The following is a 17382-nucleotide window of genomic DNA, read 5'->3' as shown; positions in this document are numbered from 1 at the left end:
ACAGCGGTCAAAGCGGCGGCGGTCGCCCGCCAGAAATATCAGGCTTATACCCGAAACAGCCGGATTAGCTGGTCGCTGGTCAAGGCGCCGACCCGGGCCTGGGCCGGCAAAGTGTTCGCCGATCTGCCGGAGGAACAGCGCATTGACGCTATGTGGGAGGCGATCTTCCAGATGAACCGGGTCGAAGCGGAAGGCGATCCCGTCGCCGCATGGCAGAGGCATATCGCCAATCTGAAAGAAAGCCAGGAGAAGCTGAACGCCAAACGTTACAAAAGTCTGCATTACCGCGCCCCGGGAACCGATCTGCGAGTCGAGCTGCCGGAAGGCCATTTATGGCGGGCCGCAGGCGGGGAGAATGAACAAGGCGTCTATTTTGTCGCCAATATGCCGACGGAGGAAGTATACACGATGCCGCACCGTACCGGCGTGAACGGAACCGTGAGCAGTACAATGCCGCTTAATCTGAACGGACGGCTTGTGGATGGCATCACATTGACCTTCAAAGAAGGGAAGGTAACGGAATTTGACGCCAGGGCCGGACGCGAGCATCTGGCTTCCCTGTTGGAGACGGACGAAGGCGCATCCTATTTGGGCGAGATGGCGCTTGTTCCGTATGATTCGCCGATATCGCGGCTGAACCGGGTTTTTTACAATACGGGCATCGACGAGAACGCCTCCTGCCACTTCGCGCTCGGCAGCGCCTATCCCGTCAATATTGAGGGAGGAACGAAGCTAAGCCGGGAGGAGCTGCTGGCGAAGGGGGCGAATGTCAGCCTGACGCATGTGGATTTTATGATCGGATCGGCAGAGCTGGATATTGACGGCGAGCTGCCGGACGGAACGATTGAGCCGGTGTTCAGACAAGGAAACTGGGCGTAGGCGAAAGGGCCGCGCGGAGGATTAGATTGCATCGCCGTATATTTATAGATGGCTGGTGTTTCGAACCACATGTAAAATAACGGAAGGGATGGGAGGCGGGCAGCCTCCCGTTAACTTTCCATTGCCAAAAAACGGAGTTTATTTTATGATCACTTTAGTACAATCGTTCTATATTTAAGGGGAGCAGTGAGGTATAGTGGCCAAGAGAAGCTATGACAGCGAACGGGTCCGGCAGGATGTGCTGAAGGAAGCCGAAGGGCTGTTCTCGCGAAAAGGGTATACCGCCACCTCGATCGCAGATATTTCCAAGGCGACTGGGCACAGCAAGGGTCATATTTATTATCACTTCAAGAGCAAAGAGGAGCTGTTCGTCGCTCTGGCGCAGCAGACGATGCGAAGCTGGGGGGAGCGATGGCGGGAGCGAGCTTTAACCTGTTCCTCGCCTTCGGATAAGCTGTACGCCATTGCCGATTTCGTGATGAACAACTATAAGCAGGATCTTCTGAAAGCGGGCCAGGAACTGGCAACGCTCTCCGATGTGCAGCCGTCAACCTTGCAGGCGCTGTATGGTTTGGCGAGCACGCCGATAGGGGCTTACCGCGAAATCATTGGGGAAGGAATGGCAAACGGCGACTTCAGGCAAGGGGACGCGGATCGGCTTAGCCTGCTGTTCAGCGGTTGGCTCGGCGGGCTTCATGCGTTCGTGCACACGCTGGACAAGGATACGCTGCAAGAGCTGTACCGGGAGACGGTGTCCTTGTTTCTACGGGCGATTTCCGAGTAGGAAACCCGTATTTTTTTCAGAAAATTAGAACGATCGTACAAATTTAAAGCGAAAAGGGGAATGCCGCATGGAATGGTTGTATTGGCTGCTTTCGGGTGTAAACGCGCTGATGTGGGGAGGCGTGGCGTTATTGTATACGGCCAAGGCGGGACAGATCGGTCAACTGTACAAGACGGAGGTGAAGCCGCTGGAAAAGCCCTCGCTGATCTCGGTGATCATCGCCGCCAGAAATGAGCATAAAGCACTGGAACGCTGCATTCGCTCGCTTGCTGGTCAGACCTATTCGAACCTTGAAATTATCGCTGTTGACGACCGCTCTACAGACAGCACCCGGGCGATTATCGAAGAGATGGTGGCCAAGTACCCGAGTGTATCCGGAGTATGTATAGAGGATCTGCCGAAGGGCTGGATGGGAAAAAGCCATGCTTTGTACGAGGGAGTGAAGCGGGCGAACGGAGAGTGGCTGCTTTTTACGGATGGGGATATCCTATTTCAACCGGAATGTGTATCCAAGGCGGAAGCCTACTGCCGGAAGGGGCGGCTTGATCATTTAACGCTGATTCCCGATTTCCACGGCAGTCATTTGTTCTCGAAATGGTACGGCGCATTTATCTTCCTTAGCGCGTCGAGCTTCGGCATGCTCTGGAAGGTGAAGAATCCGAAAGCGCCGCAATCTTTTGGCGTTGGAGCTTTTAATCTGGTCAAGCGCAGCGCCTATGAAAAAATCGGCACTCACGCGGCTTTCTCTTATAACTCAACGGACGACGCCACGCTCGGCTAACGAATCAAACAGGCGGGCTGCCGCCAGGATGCTACGTACGGAACACGGATGATCGCCGTCTGGAACTGGTATGAGAGCCTGGGACAGTTACTCGGGAGTGTGGAAAAGTCGGTGTTCAGCTTTCGGAACGCTCTAATCACAACCTTATCCTGTCTGCTGACAATGCTTTATCCCTGGGCGGGTCTCTTTATCGGTCCGATGGTTCCGAGAATACTCAGCGCGGTGAGCGTGCTGTCTGTATTCTGGCTGTACTACGTTTACGCGCGCCATGCCGGCGGCGGCCGGTGGTACGGAATTGCCCACCCGCTAGTCGGGCTTTGCCTTATATTTGGCGGGCTTCGCGGCGCTGTCCGCGCTTCCCGAAGAGGCGGCATGACCTGGCGCGGCACCACTTACGATCTGAAAAATCTGAAATCCTGAGCGTTGTGACATTGATCACGCCCTTTTTGTAAAATTTTTAAGAAAATCTAAGGAAACATGAAAAGTCATCATAGAGGAGGCATAACAAGCTAAAGGAGGCCAAAATGGGCGCAATCAGAACGTATTTGAAGCTTGGCGAGTTGTTGGAACGTTATCCGGATAAAGAAGGTGTGCTCAAGGAGTTTTTTGATGCGGGCTCGTCAGAGGAGCTGCTTCGCCGTTATGGAGCGGACGTTTACTTGAACCGGATGCTGAAGAGCGAAGCGAAACCGGCGGACACCCTGCTGTCGCTGCTTAATGAGGGAGAGGAAAATCAGCCGCTGCCCGCAGCGGGAGAAGTGGATTTTCTCGGAATGACCATCTGTTTGATGCGCCAGCGGTTTCAGGCTTGCTTCGATGATTGGATGACGGATTATCGGGAAGTGACAGGCGGAATCTTTAATTGTTACCTGCCCCGAAATTGCGGAAGCGGCAACCCGTACCGGAATGTCTGGCAGGCTGAGAACGTCCGTGACTTCCCAGGCATCGTGAGCGGCTGCGGCTTTAGCGATTTTTTCCGTGCTGAGTTCCGGGACAATCTGCTTACGAAGAATGTGTTTCAATCCATCGACATGCCGATTAATGCTTCGCTTTCCCAGGAACTGCTTGATCCCTTTGGCGCTTACACGCTGTATGGAATCTATCCCTATGTGATGTTGATCGACGAGACCCGAATCGGTTCGCTGCCGCGTCCGAGAGAATGGGCCGATTTGATGAATCCCGTCTACGAAAATAATGTCATTGTCATCGGTTCCACCGAAAAAGTATCGGAGCTGCTGATGATGTATACGCATAAAGAGCATGGCGATGAAGGAATACGCCGGCTCGGCGTGACAATCAAGGACGGCTGGCACGGTTCCAAGATGGCTAAACACGCAGGAAGCGGTCTAACGGAAGGCGCGGCGATTTATGTGCTGCCTTATGCTTTTGCCCGGTATAGTCCGAGACCGGATAAAGTATCCGTCGTGTGGCCGGAGGACGGAGCGATCGCGAATCCGCTGTTCATGCTGGTCCGCAAGGACCGGTATCGCGATCTGGAACCGATTGCGCGCTATATGACCGGTCCGCAGCTTGGCCGCGAGGTTGCCGCCTGCTCCTTCCCGGCGCTTAATGCCGAGGTGGACAACGGACTGCCGGCGCATGCCAAGATGAAATGGCTGGGCTGGGAATACCTGCGTTCCATCGATCTTCAGCAGTTGAAAGGCCATACCCAATCGCTGTTTCAGCAGAATTGGAAGAGAAACTCCCGTGTAGAGGTTTCCAAATAAGGAGAAATGAAATGCAGATTAACCCGCAGGAGTTCAGCGTAAATGGGCTAGGCTATACGATTAGATCCGCAGTTGCCTGTGACGCGCCAGCTTTATCCGAAATCAGAGTGCGGATTGACGGAGAGACAGAAAATTTGGACAGAGAGCCGGGGGAGGCGTTCATAGATACACCCGGTTTTGAGCAGATGATTAGAACGGATACGGAAAGAAAGAGAAACCTATTCTTAGTTGCGGCAGTTGATGACAAGATCGTCGGATTTTCAAGATGCGAAGGAAATCCATTGAAACGGTTCTCCCATAAAGTGGAATTTGGAATATGCGTATTAAAAGATTATTGGGGATATGGCATTGGGAAAAATCTGTTACAAGAATCTATCTCTTGGGCAGATTCAAACGGTATTAAAAAAATAGCTTTAAATGGTGTGCTGGAAACAAATAGTAAGGCCATAGAGCTATATAAAAAGTTTGGATTTGAAGTAGAAGGGGTTTTAAAAAAGGACAAAGTCCTTGCTGACGGGACTTACTATAACACCATTGTTATGGGAAGATTTAATGATCAACTTTAGAACCAAAAACCTTCCTAACCCGCAAATTTGCTATGGCTTTAACATCGGAATTTTGGGATTGACGAAGAGAATAGCCTCGTCAGTCTCAAGGTTCCAATCTCATATAAACGCTTCTCTCTCTAAATCCGAGCGACTTCCAAAATGCATAGGCTCGTTCATTCCAGAACATCACCTAAGGTATCCAGCAGCTCCAAATCGGTCTCCCCACAGGTCTTTATGACCAAGTTGTTCATGTATGTTTCCTCCCAAAGCAGAATCCTGCATATCAATATGACCGCTATACTTTCCATTTTAAGTTACCACGGAAGCCGCACAAAGCGCCAGGGCCGGGAGTAACACAGAATTAAATAAGGCTGCATCCGCGTTAGAGAAATCTAACGCGGCTCAGCCTATTTCGCTTTTACTCTTTAATCGAGAGGTGCGGTCATCAGATTTTAAAGCGGGAGATCAGCGACTGGAGGTTTCCCGCCATACTGTTTAAGGATTCGGCTGCGGAACGCATTTCCTCGCCGGAAGCCAGCTGCTCCTCGGTTGCCGCGGCAATTTCTTGCGTGCCCGCTGAAATATCGCTTGTTCCAATTCCTACGGTTTCCATCGTTTGCGATACGGCTGTGAACTGGCCGCGCACAAGCTGCGCCGAGTCGGAGATTTCCGACGTTTTGCCGGAAACCTCGCTTATAGAACGCAGGATCTCTTGGAACTGATCCAAGCTAAGACTCGTTATTTCGTTCCCTTCGGCGGTTCTGGCTTTGACGTCCGTCATGCTGCTGAGCGCCAGATTGGCGTTCTCGCGAATGTTTGCGATGAGTGTGTTGATTTCTTTGGCCGATTCAGCGGAATAGCCCGCCAGCTTTTTCACTTCCCCGGCCACTACGTTAAATCCGCGGCCCGCTTCGCCCGCTCTTGCCGCCTCGATTGAAGCGTTGAGCGCAAGCAGGTGGGTCTGCTCGGAAATTTCGTTGATCAGCGAGGTAATCTCCGCGATCTTCACCGTCTGCCCGGAGAGCAGGGTTAATCTCGTATCCGCCTCGTCAACCGCCCGCTTGATATCATTCATCTTCTCACCCATTCGGGCAATGCTCTGCTCACCGGCACCGGCCCGCTCTTGCATGCCGAGCGAAGCGGAGGCCATATCGGAGGAGTGGAGAGAGATGGATTCGATCCTTTCCAGTGATTCGCGCGTCTCTGTTGCATTAACGGCAGCAAGTTTATTTTGCTCGAAAGCTCTGTCGGCAATGGTCTGCATGGACCCGGCGATAAGCTGTGATGTGGACCTGGACTGCTCGACGCTTGCGAAGAATTGCTGCGATACGGATGAAAGATGGTTGGTGGCTTCGCCGACTTTTCCGATGATATCCCTTAAGGAAGCGACAAAAGCATTGAAACTTCCCGCCAGCATGCCAAATTCATCATTTTGAGCAATATGTATCGTTCTTGTAAGGTCGGCTTCACCCGCCGCGATTTCATTCATCTGCTCATTAAGCAGTCTTAAAGGTTTCAAAATGATTCGTAGAAGCAGGATGGAGGCGGCTGTTCCAAGGATAACGCTTAAAACGGCGACCGTGAGCAAAATGGTTTGAGAGCGGGCTGAGTTTTCTTTAATATACTTCTCAACCGGAGCAGCCTCCTCCGCAAGAAGCTTAACCACTTTTTCAACGGCCGGATTTACATTTTGTTTCCGCAGACTTCGCTCTTGCTCGAAATGGATATTTTCGGCCTGCTGCACAGAGCCGCTCCCGCGCAGGCGCACCAGTTCGCCGTTCAATTGGAACAGCTTCGTCAAAGCGCTCTCGATCTCTTGCATCGCTGAGCCGTACTTGTGCTGAAGTACAGGGGCCATGGTTTGCAGCAGCTTGTTAATATTGTCGATCTTCGTTTGCATTTCCCCTGTGAATTCCGCCCCGCCGGTAAGCAAGTACCCTCTCTCGTCATTTGCCAGCCCGGCCAGCAGATATTGAACCTGCTTCATGTCCCGCTGCAGTTCATTCAGTTCGCGCAGCTCCTGCGCTTCTTCCGCTATTCCACGGATCGATGTTACAGCCAAAATACTGCTGCCGGCAAGCGCTGCAATCAGCAGCGAGACCAGCACGATTAATTTACTTCTGACTTTCATTTCCATTCCTCCCGAGCTTAAATACTCTTATTTATATCGGGAGGTGTTACCTGTTTTGTTACACTACAGTGCCGAAAGATTTGTCAGAACTCCGCAGTGTACTGTCCCGCTTCAGGCGTACGCTACATCAGCTTCCAATCTTCCTGTTCCTCGGTATACACGGCGACGAGCACAAGGGCGGTATCTTCCCCGATATTTTGGACCTTGTGGGGAGCGCAAGCATTCCAGCTGAATGAGTCGCCTTCCTCTAGCACCGCCGCATCCTCTCCCTGCTCGGCAAGAATCCTGCCCCGGATAACCAGATGGGTCTCCTCGCCTTCGTGGGCACGTGGAGCTTCGCCGGTAGATGACCCGGGAGGGAACTCGACGAGCACCATCCGCATATTTTTCGTTCTGCTTAAATGGGATACTTTTAATTGCTCGGGTCCGCTGGTAGTTTGCGGGCGTTCCTGGCTCCGGACGATATGCATTTTTTCTTCTTTTCGCAGCAGCAGGTAGGCGAGCGGCACACCCAGCGCCTGGGCGATGCTTTCAAGTGTCGCGATGGACGGAGAGGTTTTATTCGTCTCGACCTGGCTCATGAATCCTTGCGACAGCCCGGTCAGCTCGCATATTTGGGCGATTGTAATATTTTTGCGTTTACGTATGGAGCGGATCGTGGAACCGATATCCACAGGCAGTCACCTCGCTTGAAGTTATGTAGGGATTCCAATATTTTAGCATTTTCGGCTGCGGAAAGACCAATCCAATTGAATAGATACTAAGAGAATAGGTTAATAGATAACAATTAGTAAGAAACTATATTTATGATTGACAAAACGCATTTTATTGATTATGTTTATTTACACAAAATAAAAGTTTATATTACTTATATTTTGAGAGGAGAAATGAATAATGAAAAACACAGTGACGATTTTGATGAGAGTGGTACTCGGCGTCTTATTCCTGGCTCACGGGATCAGCAAGCTGCAAATGGGTCTCGGCAACGTCGCGGGATGGTTTGACAGCATCGGTCTTCCCGGATTTTTAGCTTATGTCGTGGCAGGAATTGAGCTCATTGGCGGGATTATGCTGATTCTGGGTCTGCTCACGCGCTACGTATCGGTGCTGCTGATTATTGTGCTTCTTGGCGCAGTCTTTACCGTAAAGCTGTCTGCCGGCCTGCTCGGCAATGGACAGTCCGGGGGATATGAGCTTGATTTGACCTATATCTTGATCGCTCTGTACCTGGCTGTTGCAGGCTCATCTGGCTTATCACTGGATCGCGTACTCTTTCGCAAAGGCGAATAAAGCTGATGGATACCCCATACGAATACAGCGTTGTGCTGCCGGATGGCTATAAGGAGGGTGAGCGGTATCCGGTACTGTTCACTCTTCACGGGAAAGGCACGAATGAGCGGAATTTGCTCGGTTTAGCAGAGCCGCTCAAGAGCAAGTTCATTCTGATTGGCATTCGCGGCGACCTGCCCATGAGCCAAGGCTATCAATATTATGAGCTGAGAAGCCTCGGGAATCCGATCCGAGAAATGTTCGACCGCGCGGTAGCGCAGTTGGAGGCTTTTATTGAACACGCTACGGAAAAATATGCGGTTGATCCCGCGCGGCGCTATGTGCTGGGCTTCAGCCAAGGGGCGATTCTGGCGATGACGCTTGCGCTTACCATGGGCGATAGAATCAAGGGAATCGTGGCGCTAAACGGTTATATCCCTGATTTCGTAAAGACGGAATACCCGCACCGCAGCGTGATGAACATGTCCATTTTTATCTCGCACGGCGAATTTGATCCCGTATTCCCGGTCAAGATCGGCTATGAGACGGCGGCTTATTTCAAGAATCTGAACGACCGCACCGTCTTTATGACCTACTCTAGCGGGCATGAGGTGACCGAGTCGAACCGCCGGGATCTGCTGAGCTTTTTGCTGGAAGACAGTCTTGGCGCACATGTAAAGGAGTGAACCGATATGATGCCGTCTTACTTTGTTGCGCACGGAGCGCCGTCGCTTGTGATTGAAGATCATGAGTATACCTCTTTCCTGAAAAATATGGCCGCCACGCTTGAGCACAAGCCGAAGGCCATTGTCATCTTCTCCGCCCACTGGGAGCATAACGTCCAGCAGGTCAGTGCGGTTAACACGCACGGTACCATCTACGATTTCTCCGGGTTTCCGGAGGAAATGTACCGGATGACGTACCCGGCTTCCGGGGACGCTTCGCTTAGCGAGCAGGTATTGTCGCTGCTGAATGAGGCAGGGATTCCAGCCGTGCCGGACACAAGCCGGGGGCTCGATCACGGGTCCTGGGCGGTGCTTAAGCTGATCTATCCGGATGCGGACATTCCCGTCGTGGCGCTGTCGGTGAACCGATATTTGGACAATGCTAAGCAGTATGAAATTGGAAAAGCGCTGGCGAAGCTGCGGGAGCAGGACGTTCTCATCATCGGCAGCGGCGGAATTGTCCACAATCTGCGGCAGATCAAGTGGGGCGCCGGAGCTGAATCCGTAGATGCATGGGCGCTTGAGTTCGATACCTGGATAGAGAAGCGTCTGGAGGACTGGAATGTGGAAGAATTATTCCGTTACCGGGAGCTTGCGCCATACGCCGAACGAGCTGTACCGACCAATGAGCATTTCATTCCGCTGCTGCTGGCGATGGGAAGCGGGGATGCGCTCCGGCAAGCGGAGCTTCTTCACCGAAGCTACCAGTGGGGGAGCCTCAGCCTGACGGCGTGGCGGTTCAACTAAAGCGGGAGAACGAAGACAGAGGCCGCCTCGCCTTCACCAAAAAAACCCATCCTCCATTTGCGGAAGGATGGGTTCGTCCATATATGGTAGAGAGGAGGACGAGCGGCTTAAGTACTGCTTACATCGTTACATGGCGTGTTCGAAAATCTCCATGATTTCATCTTGCGAGCCTTGGACCGGATTGGTCACGCCGCATGCATCCTTCAGCGCGTTTGCCGCAAGCACCGGGAAGTCTTCCCGCTTCACGCCCAGCGCCGACAGTCCGGACGGGATGCCGACCCGCTCTGCCATCACCTCAATGGCCTCAAGCGCAAGCGCCGCGCCTTTTTCCGGGGTGACGCCGTCGACATTCCGGCCGAGCGCCTGCGCCACTTCCTTCAGCCGCGCCGCGGCTTTAGCCGAATTATACCGCTCGACATGCGGAAGCAGAATGGCGTTACAGACCCCGTGGGGCAAATTGTATAAGCCTCCTAGCTGATGCGCCATCGCGTGGACATAGCCAAGACCCGCGTTGTTGAACGCCATACCGGCTAGGAATTCGGCATACGCCATCTGCTCACGCGCTTCCTTGTCCGATCCATCGTCTACGGCCCGGACGAGATAATCCCGGATAAGATTAATCGCCTTAAGGGCGCAAGCATCGGTAATTGGCGTCGCGTTGATTGAGACATACGCTTCAATAGCATGAGTCAGCGCATCCATTCCGGTGGCGGCGGTCAAGGATTTCGGCATCGCCATCATCAGGTCGGGATCATTAACCGCGATCAGCGGCGTCGTATGCTTGTCGACTATCGCCATCTTGATATGGCGTACCTCATCGGTGATGATACAGAACATCGTCATCTCACTGGCCGTTCCAGCCGTCGTATTTATGGCGATCAGCGGAGCGGCGGGCTGTGCGGACTTGTCCACGCCCTCGTAATCTCCGATTTCTCCGCCGTTTCCGGCCAGCAGCGCGATTCCCTTGGCACAATCATGCGGCGAACCGCCTCCGAGCGAGACGACGCAGTCACACGCGGAATCTTTGTAGAGCTGAAGCCCCTCGCGCACGTTCGTCACCGTGGGATTCGGCTGCGTTCCGCTGTATACAGCGGAGCCGATTCCGTTTTGATTCAGCATATCCGTGACTTTGGCGGCAATTCCGATGTCCACGAGCGGCTTGTCGGTAACGACAAGCGCTTTTTTATAACCGAGCTTACGGATTTCTTCACCAGCGTCCGAGAGCGCTCCAGACCCCATCAGACTCATTCCCGGCATCATAAATTTTGCTTTACCTGACATTTCGGCACCTCGCTATTTGTTGGTTGGAAAATAATGTGATATCCTTGCTCTAATATTAAAAATAAGGCTTTAAACATCAAAAAACTAATCGTAACTGCGGTAAAATACACGAAACTTTAGGAGGATCGCATGGAAAAGCTTTTAAAGAACTTTAGCCGGTATGATGAACTGCACTACGGATTTCAAACCGATTTAATCCGGATTCTATATTATGATCTGCCTGAGCATTACTACGAGCAGTACTCGTCTTATGAATGCTCCAAGCTGTGCACGATTTTGGATGGGGAGAAGGAAGTGCGGATTAATAAAACGGAGAGCTTTCATTATAGGTCTGATGAAATGATTCTGCTTCCGCCGCACTCCTCGGTCGAAATGTCGATAGAGCGCCAGACGAAAGCGCTTGTATTCGAGCTGGGCGATGAACTGATTGAGCGCTTGGAGCCGGTGGTAGGCGAAGAATTCGGACTTGTGGAGAAAGCGACGGTCGGAGATGTCGTAAGGTGCGGATTGAGGAGCGAGGAGATGGACCCTATGGTAAAGGCAATCAGCCGGATGAAGAACTACATGGCTTACCCGGGAGACAGCAAAATCTTTCTGGTCGACCTTGCGGCGCAGGAACTGGCCTATCATCTGCTGCGCATCCGGGCCTTCCGGCTAAGTCTCCGTAACGAAAGCAAACATCCCGTGTTCCGCGCCATCCGTGACATCCATGCGAAATTGTTAACGCTTTCATCCGTGAAAGAGCTGGCAGGCAGCTATAATATGTCGCACACTCATTTTACCCATCAGTTCAAAAGGATAACGGGTCTCGCCCCGCTCGAATACATCACCCGCGAAAAAATGAAACTCGCTAGTAAGCTGCTTCAGGAGCTCACGGTTACGGAGACGGCGATGCATCTGAATTACGACAACATTTCACACTTCATCGCTTTGTTTAAAAAACAGTTTGGCATCACGCCTAAGCAGTACCAGCTCAGCCGTCATCCGCAGGGTAGCCGCATTTAATGCATCAAGTATATGGCGCGTATCCGAAAGCGATTACCGAAAGATCCGCTGCCAAGGAGGTGAGGAAAATGAACCAAATTTCCGGAGTTTATGACAAGTCTGAAGGCGCTGGCCAAGAACAGGGGATATGTGCAAGCGGATGGAGGCGATACGGTCGTTTCGATTGAGATGTATCAAGATTTTCCGGTGGAATTGCCGCCGGGAATCACTCTCCGTGACGGACAGAGGCTGAGCGACCGGGATAAAGCTGTCGGCCATATTATGGCCTTTAATTACCCGAATACGGAAGACGCGAAATGGACGCTTGAATATTATGGAGAGCTGCGGAAGGCGCCGGGTTACCGCCCCGAACTGGATTTGGCTGCGGTTAACGGACGGGGAGAGGTGGTGTCATTTTGCAATATATTTTGGGATGACCGGAACAGGATAGGTATGCTTGAGCCTGTAGGCACTCATATCGATTACCGGCGGCTCGGACTGGGCAGGGCGGTCATCTATGAAGGCTTGAATCGGCTGAGAGCAATGGGAGCGGTCAAAGTATATACGGGTCCGACGCAGCCTTTCTATGAAGCGATCGGATTCAGAACGGAAGTGACGATGAAGCGCTGGTCCAAGAACAGTTCAGGAACTTAAAAAATTTGAAAAAAGTTCATTGACAGAGCGAGCAATCTTCTCTATAATCCACATTATCCGTTAATTCACATTGAAATAATATGAATTTAGCAATGAGCTGACCGGACCCCCGGAAGCTGAGCCTCCTAATGGATTTGGAGCGCTTGGCTTCCTTTTTTCATCCGCAGGATTGTGATTATTATCACATATATTGCTGCTTCATGTACAATCGTATGCCAACCAGTTCACTGGAGGCTTGAACTTAGACCATTCATGGCGGGGACAAGTCTCTTTTTTTAGATTAAAAAGGGATTCGGCAACTTCATCGAAAAGACTCCAATAGGAGTTTTTCTCAAAATATCAGAAAGTATAAGCTTCGCGCTTATCCTTAACCTGATATTTTTACGAGAAACGGATGCCTTCCTCTTCCAGAGGACGGCGCAGCCGTTTCTTCTCATAACCTGCATCTTCTGCAGTTCAAATTGAAATGGAGGAACAAGGTATGACAAGAATCGCTAGTAAACTGACGGACCTTATAGGCAACACTCCGCTATTGGAGCTTAAGGCCTTCAACGGGGAGAAAAGTCTGGGTGCGTCGGTGATAGCAAAGCTGGAATACTTCAATCCGGCAGGAAGCGTAAAGGACCGGATCGGTTATGCGATGATCAAGGATGCGGAGGATCAGGGCCTGATCGGTCCTGGGACCGTTCTGATAGAGCCTACAAGCGGTAATACCGGAATCGCGCTTGCTTTTGTAGCTGCGGCCCGCGGATACCGGCTGATCTTGACGATGCCGGACACGATGAGTATAGAGCGCCGTAATCTGCTGAAGGCGCTCGGCGCGGAGCTGGTGCTGACTCCCGGCGCGGAGGGCATTAAGGGCTCTGTCCGCAAGGCGGAAGCGCTGGCGGCGATTACCCCGAATTCGTTCATTCTGCAGCAGTTCAACAATTCGGCCAATCCTAAAATCCACCGTCAGACAACAGCCGAGGAAATCTGGCGGGATACGGATGGGAAAGTAGATATCTTCGTCAGCGGAGTCGGAACCGGGGGAACGATTACCGGAGTAGGAGAAGTCCTGAAAGAACGGAACCCGGATGTGCAAATTGTGGCTGTGGAGCCGTTTGATTCTCCAGTTCTCTCGGGCGGAAATCCCGGTCCGCATAAAATTCAGGGACTTGGCGCCGGATTCGTTCCGCTCATTCTGAACCGGGAAATCATAGATGAGGTGTTCAAGGTACGGAACGAAGAAGCACTTGAAACGGCGCGGGAATTGGCGAGTACGGAAGGGCTGCTGGTTGGCATCTCCTCGGGTGCGGCCGTCTTTGCAGCCGCTCAGCTGGCTAAACGAAAAGAGAATAGAGGCAAAAATATTGTCGTGCTGCTGCCGGATACCGGCGAACGCTACTTATCGACCGTGTTGTTTCAGGAACCGGCGCAAACAGGAGGTTTATCATGAGCAAAGTAATTGAAAGACCGCGTTATGTATGCGCCCTTGGCGGCGCGATCGGCACCATTCAGTCCCTGCCCCGGGCGATTCCGATTCTTCATTCTTCCTCAGGCTGCGGCGGGAATCTGGCGGGCGCCCTAAGCGGAGCTTCTGGGTATAACGGCGGCAATTATTGCGGCGGCCAGGCGCTCCCAAGCTCGAACGTATCCGAGCGGGACATTGTGTTCGGCGGCGAAGGACGGCTGCACGAACAAATCGAGAATACCCTGAAGGTAATGGACGGGGATCTGTATTTTGTAGTTACGGGCTGCATGGTTGAAATGATCGGCGACAATGTTCATGCGGTAACCAAACGCTTCAAGGGCGGGGAATTACCGGTACTGGCGGCGGAAACGGTCAGCTTCAAAGGTAACTCCTATTACGGTTATGAGCTGGTCCTTGAGACTTTATTCCGCGATTTTGTCGAAAAGACTGAGGAAAAAGACGCCAAGACGGTCAACTTGTGGGGCGTTGTTCCGATGCAGGACGTGTTCTGGAAAGGCAATCTCGGTGTGCTGAAGAATTTGCTGAAGAAGCTGGGCTTCGAGACCAATACATTCTTCGGCCAAGGCGAGACTTTGGACAACCTGAAGAATGCCGCCAAAGCAAGTCTTAACATCGTTGTGTCGGACGCATACGGGATCGAAGCGGCCAAAGTATTCGAAGAGGTACATGGTGTTCCTTATCTGACGGTTCAATTGCCGGTTGGCGATCACGGCACTTCGCGTTTCCTTCGTACAGTGGGCAAGGCTCTCGGTGTCGATGACATCAAGATCGAGAGAGTGATCCAGGAAGAAAGAAAGGCGTACTTCCCTTACCTGGAACGTCTGGCCGATGTGTACAATGACCTCGATTTCCAGCGCTATGCTACCGTAGTCGGTGATCCCAATTACACACAGGCGTTGACGCGGTTTCTTGCCGACGATCTGGGCTGGCTGCCGGAGCTGGTTGTCATTACCGACATTTTGGGCGAGGAACAGAAGGAACGGGTTCTTGCCACTTTCAGCGATTACGAATCCGGGCTGCGTCCGGAAATTGTATTCGATGAGGATGCCTCAAGTGTCGGCGGATACATTAACCGTCACTGGCCGCAGAACCAGGGGCAGAAATATTATAAAGGGTTTGCGCCCGGCGTTATTCTGGGAAGCGTCATGGAACGCGACACAGCGGAGCAATTCAAAGTGCCGCTTCTGCCGGTCACGTATCCCATCTCCAACCGTGTCGTGCTGAACCGGGCCTACGCCGGATATACGGGCGGGCTTACTCTAGCCGAGGATGTACTGAGTCTGGTTGTCGCTCATCGTTAAAAGCGGCTATATCTTAATCTTATACTTTTAGGAGGTTTGCGAAAGTGGATTATATCAAACATAAAGTACCGCCGGTGCGTGAAGATCGCCTGATGGCTTGCCAAGCCTATGGAGGAACCTGCGGTGATCTGTCCAGAGATTCCAAGAAAGGCTGCCTTTATGCCAGCAAACGTACCTTCTCCCAAACCCAAGGCTGCCAGCTTAACCTAAGTCTTGGCATGATCAGCTCGATGCGCGACGCGGTTATGGTCATTCACAGTCCGATAGGCTGCGGCGGTAATCTGATCCAGAACGCCGGGATTAATAAAGTATTTCAGAAGCTGCGTCAGGAATCGGCGGTTGGCTTGCGCTGGATTAACACGAATCTCAGCGAAGTGGATGTAATCAGCGGAGGCGAAGCCAAGCTGCGTCAGGCCGTACTCAAAGCCGAGCGGGAATTCCGTCCGAGCGCCATTCTTGTATTCAACAGCTGTGTGCCGGCCTTGATCGGCGATGATATTGACGGTATCCTGGATGATCTGCAGAAGCAGGTATCGGCCAAGATCGTCCCCATTCACTGCGAAGGCTTCAAGACCAAAATTCAGGCAACTGCCTATGATTCGGTCTATCACGGTCTGATCCGCAACCTTGTCGGCGAAGACAAAGATTCGAAGCCTGCTATCGTTCGTACACCGGAGGAGGAAGCCGAACACCAGGATGTAATCAGCAAGACGGTTAACCTGCTCAATGTCGGTTCGATGAGCCGCATTGATGAGGAGGAACTGGTTCGCCTGCTCAAGGCGCTTGATCTTAACGTACGGATTCTGCCTTCTTACTCGCATCCCGATGATTATGTCTATGCCCATGAAGCGGCTCTCAATGTAAGCATCTGCGCAACACATGATGATTATTTCGTGGAGCATTTCCAGCAAATGTACGGTATTCCTTATGTAATGCGGACGATTCCAATCGGTATTGCCAATACAAACAAATGGCTGCGCGATATCGCCTCCTTCTTCGGCATCGAAGAACAGGCCGAGAAGCTGATTGCCGCAGAGACGGCGGAGCTGATCAAGGCGATTGAACCGTTTAAAGCTGAGTTCAAAGGGAAAACGGCGTTTCTTACCGGCGGTGAGGTTCGGATTTTGACCACAGCAGAGCTGCTGCATAATCTCGGGTTTGAGATCCTGGGCCTCAGGGGATATCATTTCGACAAATACGGCGAGATTCTCCTGGATGAATATATGGAGGATGTTCCGAATTCGGAAAAAGCGATCTTTAATATCGGTTCGGGCCAAGTGTTCGAGCAGGCCAATCTGCTCAGTAAAATCACCCCCGACTTATTCGTCGGCCATATCGGCGTTAACGGCTCGGCAGCCAAGCAGGGATACCCAATCTTCCCGCTGTTTGGACAAAGTGACGATTACCTGGGATACAAGGGCGTATATGAAGTGGCTGCGCGGGTCAGCCGCATTTTGAAAAATCCGTCTTTTAACAAAAATCTTGGCAGCAATACGAGACTGCCTTACCGGGACAGCTGGTACGAGCAGGACCCGTTCACGTATATTGACGATTCGGCTAGTATAGCCGCCCAAATTGGATAACGGAGAGGAGAATGGGAAGTGGCCGCAACTGAAGCGAAAATAAAGGTGAGCGGGGTTACCCGCAGATATTCGATCCGGCTGAATAAAGATGAGGAGAAGAAGCAGTTTACCGCGCTGGAGGACGTGGATCTGGAAGTAAGACCCGGTGAATTCCTGACCATCGTGGGACCCAGCGGCTGCGGAAAATCAACCCTGCTGGATCTTATAGCCGGGCTTGCCACACCGACCGAAGGCGAACTGTATATTGACGGCAAAAGAATTAACGGCCCCGCTCTGGATCGGGGAATCGTCATGCAGGGCTACGCCTTATTTCCTTGGCGGACGGTTCGCCGCAATGTTGAGTTTGGTCTTGAAATTAAGAAGGTTCCGAAAAAAGACCGGAAAGCCATCAGTGACCGGTTTCTGGAGCTTGTCGGGCTAAGCAATTATGCGGACCGTTACCCGTATGAACTGTCGGGCGGGATGAAACAGCGGGTAGCCATTGCCCGGGCTCTGGCCTATGATCCTGAAGTGC

At 52.1% G+C, this 17382-nt stretch carries 18 protein-coding genes; 15 read left to right on the top strand and 3 right to left on the bottom strand.

Translation table 11 applies throughout. The features are described from left to right. The 6 genes from L691_RS0113700 to L691_RS0113675 all read left to right on the top strand — a co-directional run. Nucleotides 1-879: aminopeptidase (locus L691_RS0113700; RefSeq protein ID WP_025691074.1), on the top strand; the 879-nt coding region annotated here is incomplete at its 5' end. 196 nt (nucleotides 880-1075) lie between these two features. Further along, nucleotides 1076-1663 (top strand): TetR/AcrR family transcriptional regulator, encoded by a 588-nt coding sequence (locus tag L691_RS28855; RefSeq protein ID WP_036737000.1) that lies wholly within the window; start codon nucleotides 1076-1078, stop codon nucleotides 1661-1663. A gap of 67 nt (nucleotides 1664-1730) precedes the next feature. After that, nucleotides 1731-2444 (top strand): glycosyltransferase family 2 protein, encoded by a 714-nt coding sequence (locus L691_RS28850; protein WP_036736997.1) that lies wholly within the window; start codon nucleotides 1731-1733, stop codon nucleotides 2442-2444. A gap of 48 nt (nucleotides 2445-2492) precedes the next feature. Next, on the top strand, nucleotides 2493-2864 hold the full coding sequence (locus L691_RS0113685) for a hypothetical protein (protein ID WP_025691072.1): 372 nt from the start codon (nucleotides 2493-2495) through the stop codon (nucleotides 2862-2864). 104 nt (nucleotides 2865-2968) lie between these two features. Beyond that, entirely contained in the window at nucleotides 2969-4171 is a 1203-nt protein-coding gene (locus tag L691_RS0113680; protein WP_025691071.1) for an ABC transporter substrate-binding protein, read from the top strand. 11 nt (nucleotides 4172-4182) lie between these two features. Then, complete coding sequence (locus L691_RS0113675) at nucleotides 4183-4737, top strand: GNAT family N-acetyltransferase (protein WP_025691070.1); 555 nt, start codon at nucleotides 4183-4185, stop codon at nucleotides 4735-4737. A gap of 427 nt (nucleotides 4738-5164) precedes the next feature. On the opposite strand, the gene L691_RS0113670 is transcribed toward L691_RS0113675, so the two are convergent. Both L691_RS0113670 and L691_RS0113665 read right to left on the bottom strand, forming a co-directional pair. Next, entirely contained in the window at nucleotides 5165-6850 is a 1686-nt protein-coding gene (locus L691_RS0113670; protein ID WP_025691069.1) for a methyl-accepting chemotaxis protein, read from the bottom strand. Between the two features lie 122 nt (nucleotides 6851-6972). After that, nucleotides 6973-7524, bottom strand: a complete 552-nt coding sequence (locus L691_RS0113665) for a helix-turn-helix domain-containing protein (protein ID WP_025691068.1) — start codon at nucleotides 7522-7524, stop codon at nucleotides 6973-6975. Nucleotides 7525-7744: 220 nt separating this feature from the next. Here L691_RS0113665 and L691_RS0113660 point away from each other — a divergent pair, with 220 nt between their 5' ends. Genes L691_RS0113660 through L691_RS0113650 form a run of 3 tightly spaced genes read left to right on the top strand, consistent with a single transcriptional unit; the run spans nucleotide 7745 to nucleotide 9591 of the window. Then, nucleotides 7745-8140 (top strand): DoxX family protein, encoded by a 396-nt coding sequence (locus L691_RS0113660; RefSeq protein WP_025691067.1) that lies wholly within the window; start codon nucleotides 7745-7747, stop codon nucleotides 8138-8140. 5 nt (nucleotides 8141-8145) lie between these two features. Continuing rightward, a complete protein-coding gene (locus L691_RS0113655) occupies nucleotides 8146-8805 on the top strand; it encodes an alpha/beta hydrolase (RefSeq protein ID WP_025691066.1) in 660 nt (219 codons plus the stop codon). A 6-nt stretch (nucleotides 8806-8811) separates the two neighbouring features. Beyond that, nucleotides 8812-9591, top strand: a complete 780-nt coding sequence (locus L691_RS0113650; protein ID WP_025691065.1) for a DODA-type extradiol aromatic ring-opening family dioxygenase — start codon at nucleotides 8812-8814, stop codon at nucleotides 9589-9591. 126 nt (nucleotides 9592-9717) lie between these two features. Here L691_RS0113650 and yiaY read toward each other — a convergent pair whose 3' ends face one another. Beyond that, a complete protein-coding gene (yiaY, locus tag L691_RS0113645; RefSeq protein ID WP_025691064.1) occupies nucleotides 9718-10872 on the bottom strand; it encodes an L-threonine dehydrogenase in 1155 nt (384 codons plus the stop codon). A 129-nt stretch (nucleotides 10873-11001) separates the two neighbouring features. Here yiaY and L691_RS0113640 point away from each other — a divergent pair, with 129 nt between their 5' ends. The 6 genes from L691_RS0113640 to L691_RS0113615 all read left to right on the top strand — a co-directional run. Then, nucleotides 11002-11877, top strand: coding sequence for a helix-turn-helix transcriptional regulator (locus tag L691_RS0113640; protein WP_025691063.1), 876 nt, complete (start codon nucleotides 11002-11004; stop codon nucleotides 11875-11877). A gap of 90 nt (nucleotides 11878-11967) precedes the next feature. Further along, complete coding sequence (locus L691_RS30695) at nucleotides 11968-12510, top strand: GNAT family N-acetyltransferase (RefSeq protein ID WP_025691062.1); 543 nt, start codon at nucleotides 11968-11970, stop codon at nucleotides 12508-12510. Nucleotides 12511-12991: 481 nt separating this feature from the next. Continuing rightward, nucleotides 12992-13948 carry a cysteine synthase A gene (gene cysK, locus L691_RS0113630; RefSeq protein WP_025691061.1) on the top strand — a complete coding sequence of 319 codons (957 nt, stop codon included), beginning with the start codon at nucleotides 12992-12994 and terminating at the stop codon, nucleotides 13946-13948. Continuing rightward, the gene (locus L691_RS0113625) at nucleotides 13945-15285 is read left to right on the top strand and encodes a nitrogenase component 1 (protein ID WP_025691060.1); all 1341 of its coding nucleotides are present in this window, start codon (nucleotides 13945-13947) and stop codon (nucleotides 15283-15285) included. The genes cysK and L691_RS0113625 overlap by 4 nt, the downstream gene beginning before the upstream one ends. Nucleotides 15286-15329: 44 nt before the next feature. Next, the gene (locus L691_RS0113620) at nucleotides 15330-16868 is read left to right on the top strand and encodes a nitrogenase component 1 (RefSeq protein ID WP_025691059.1); all 1539 of its coding nucleotides are present in this window, start codon (nucleotides 15330-15332) and stop codon (nucleotides 16866-16868) included. Between the two features lie 18 nt (nucleotides 16869-16886). After that, the coding region (locus L691_RS0113615) for an ABC transporter ATP-binding protein (RefSeq protein WP_025691058.1) at nucleotides 16887-17382 on the top strand (496 nt) is incomplete at its 3' end.

The organism is Paenibacillus zanthoxyli JH29, assembly GCF_000520715.1.
Classification (GTDB): Bacteria; Bacillota; Bacilli; order Paenibacillales; family Paenibacillaceae; genus Paenibacillus_AQ; species Paenibacillus_AQ zanthoxyli.
Note: the sequence above shows the minus strand (reverse complement) of the source record. Positions and strands in the feature narration are given on the sequence as shown.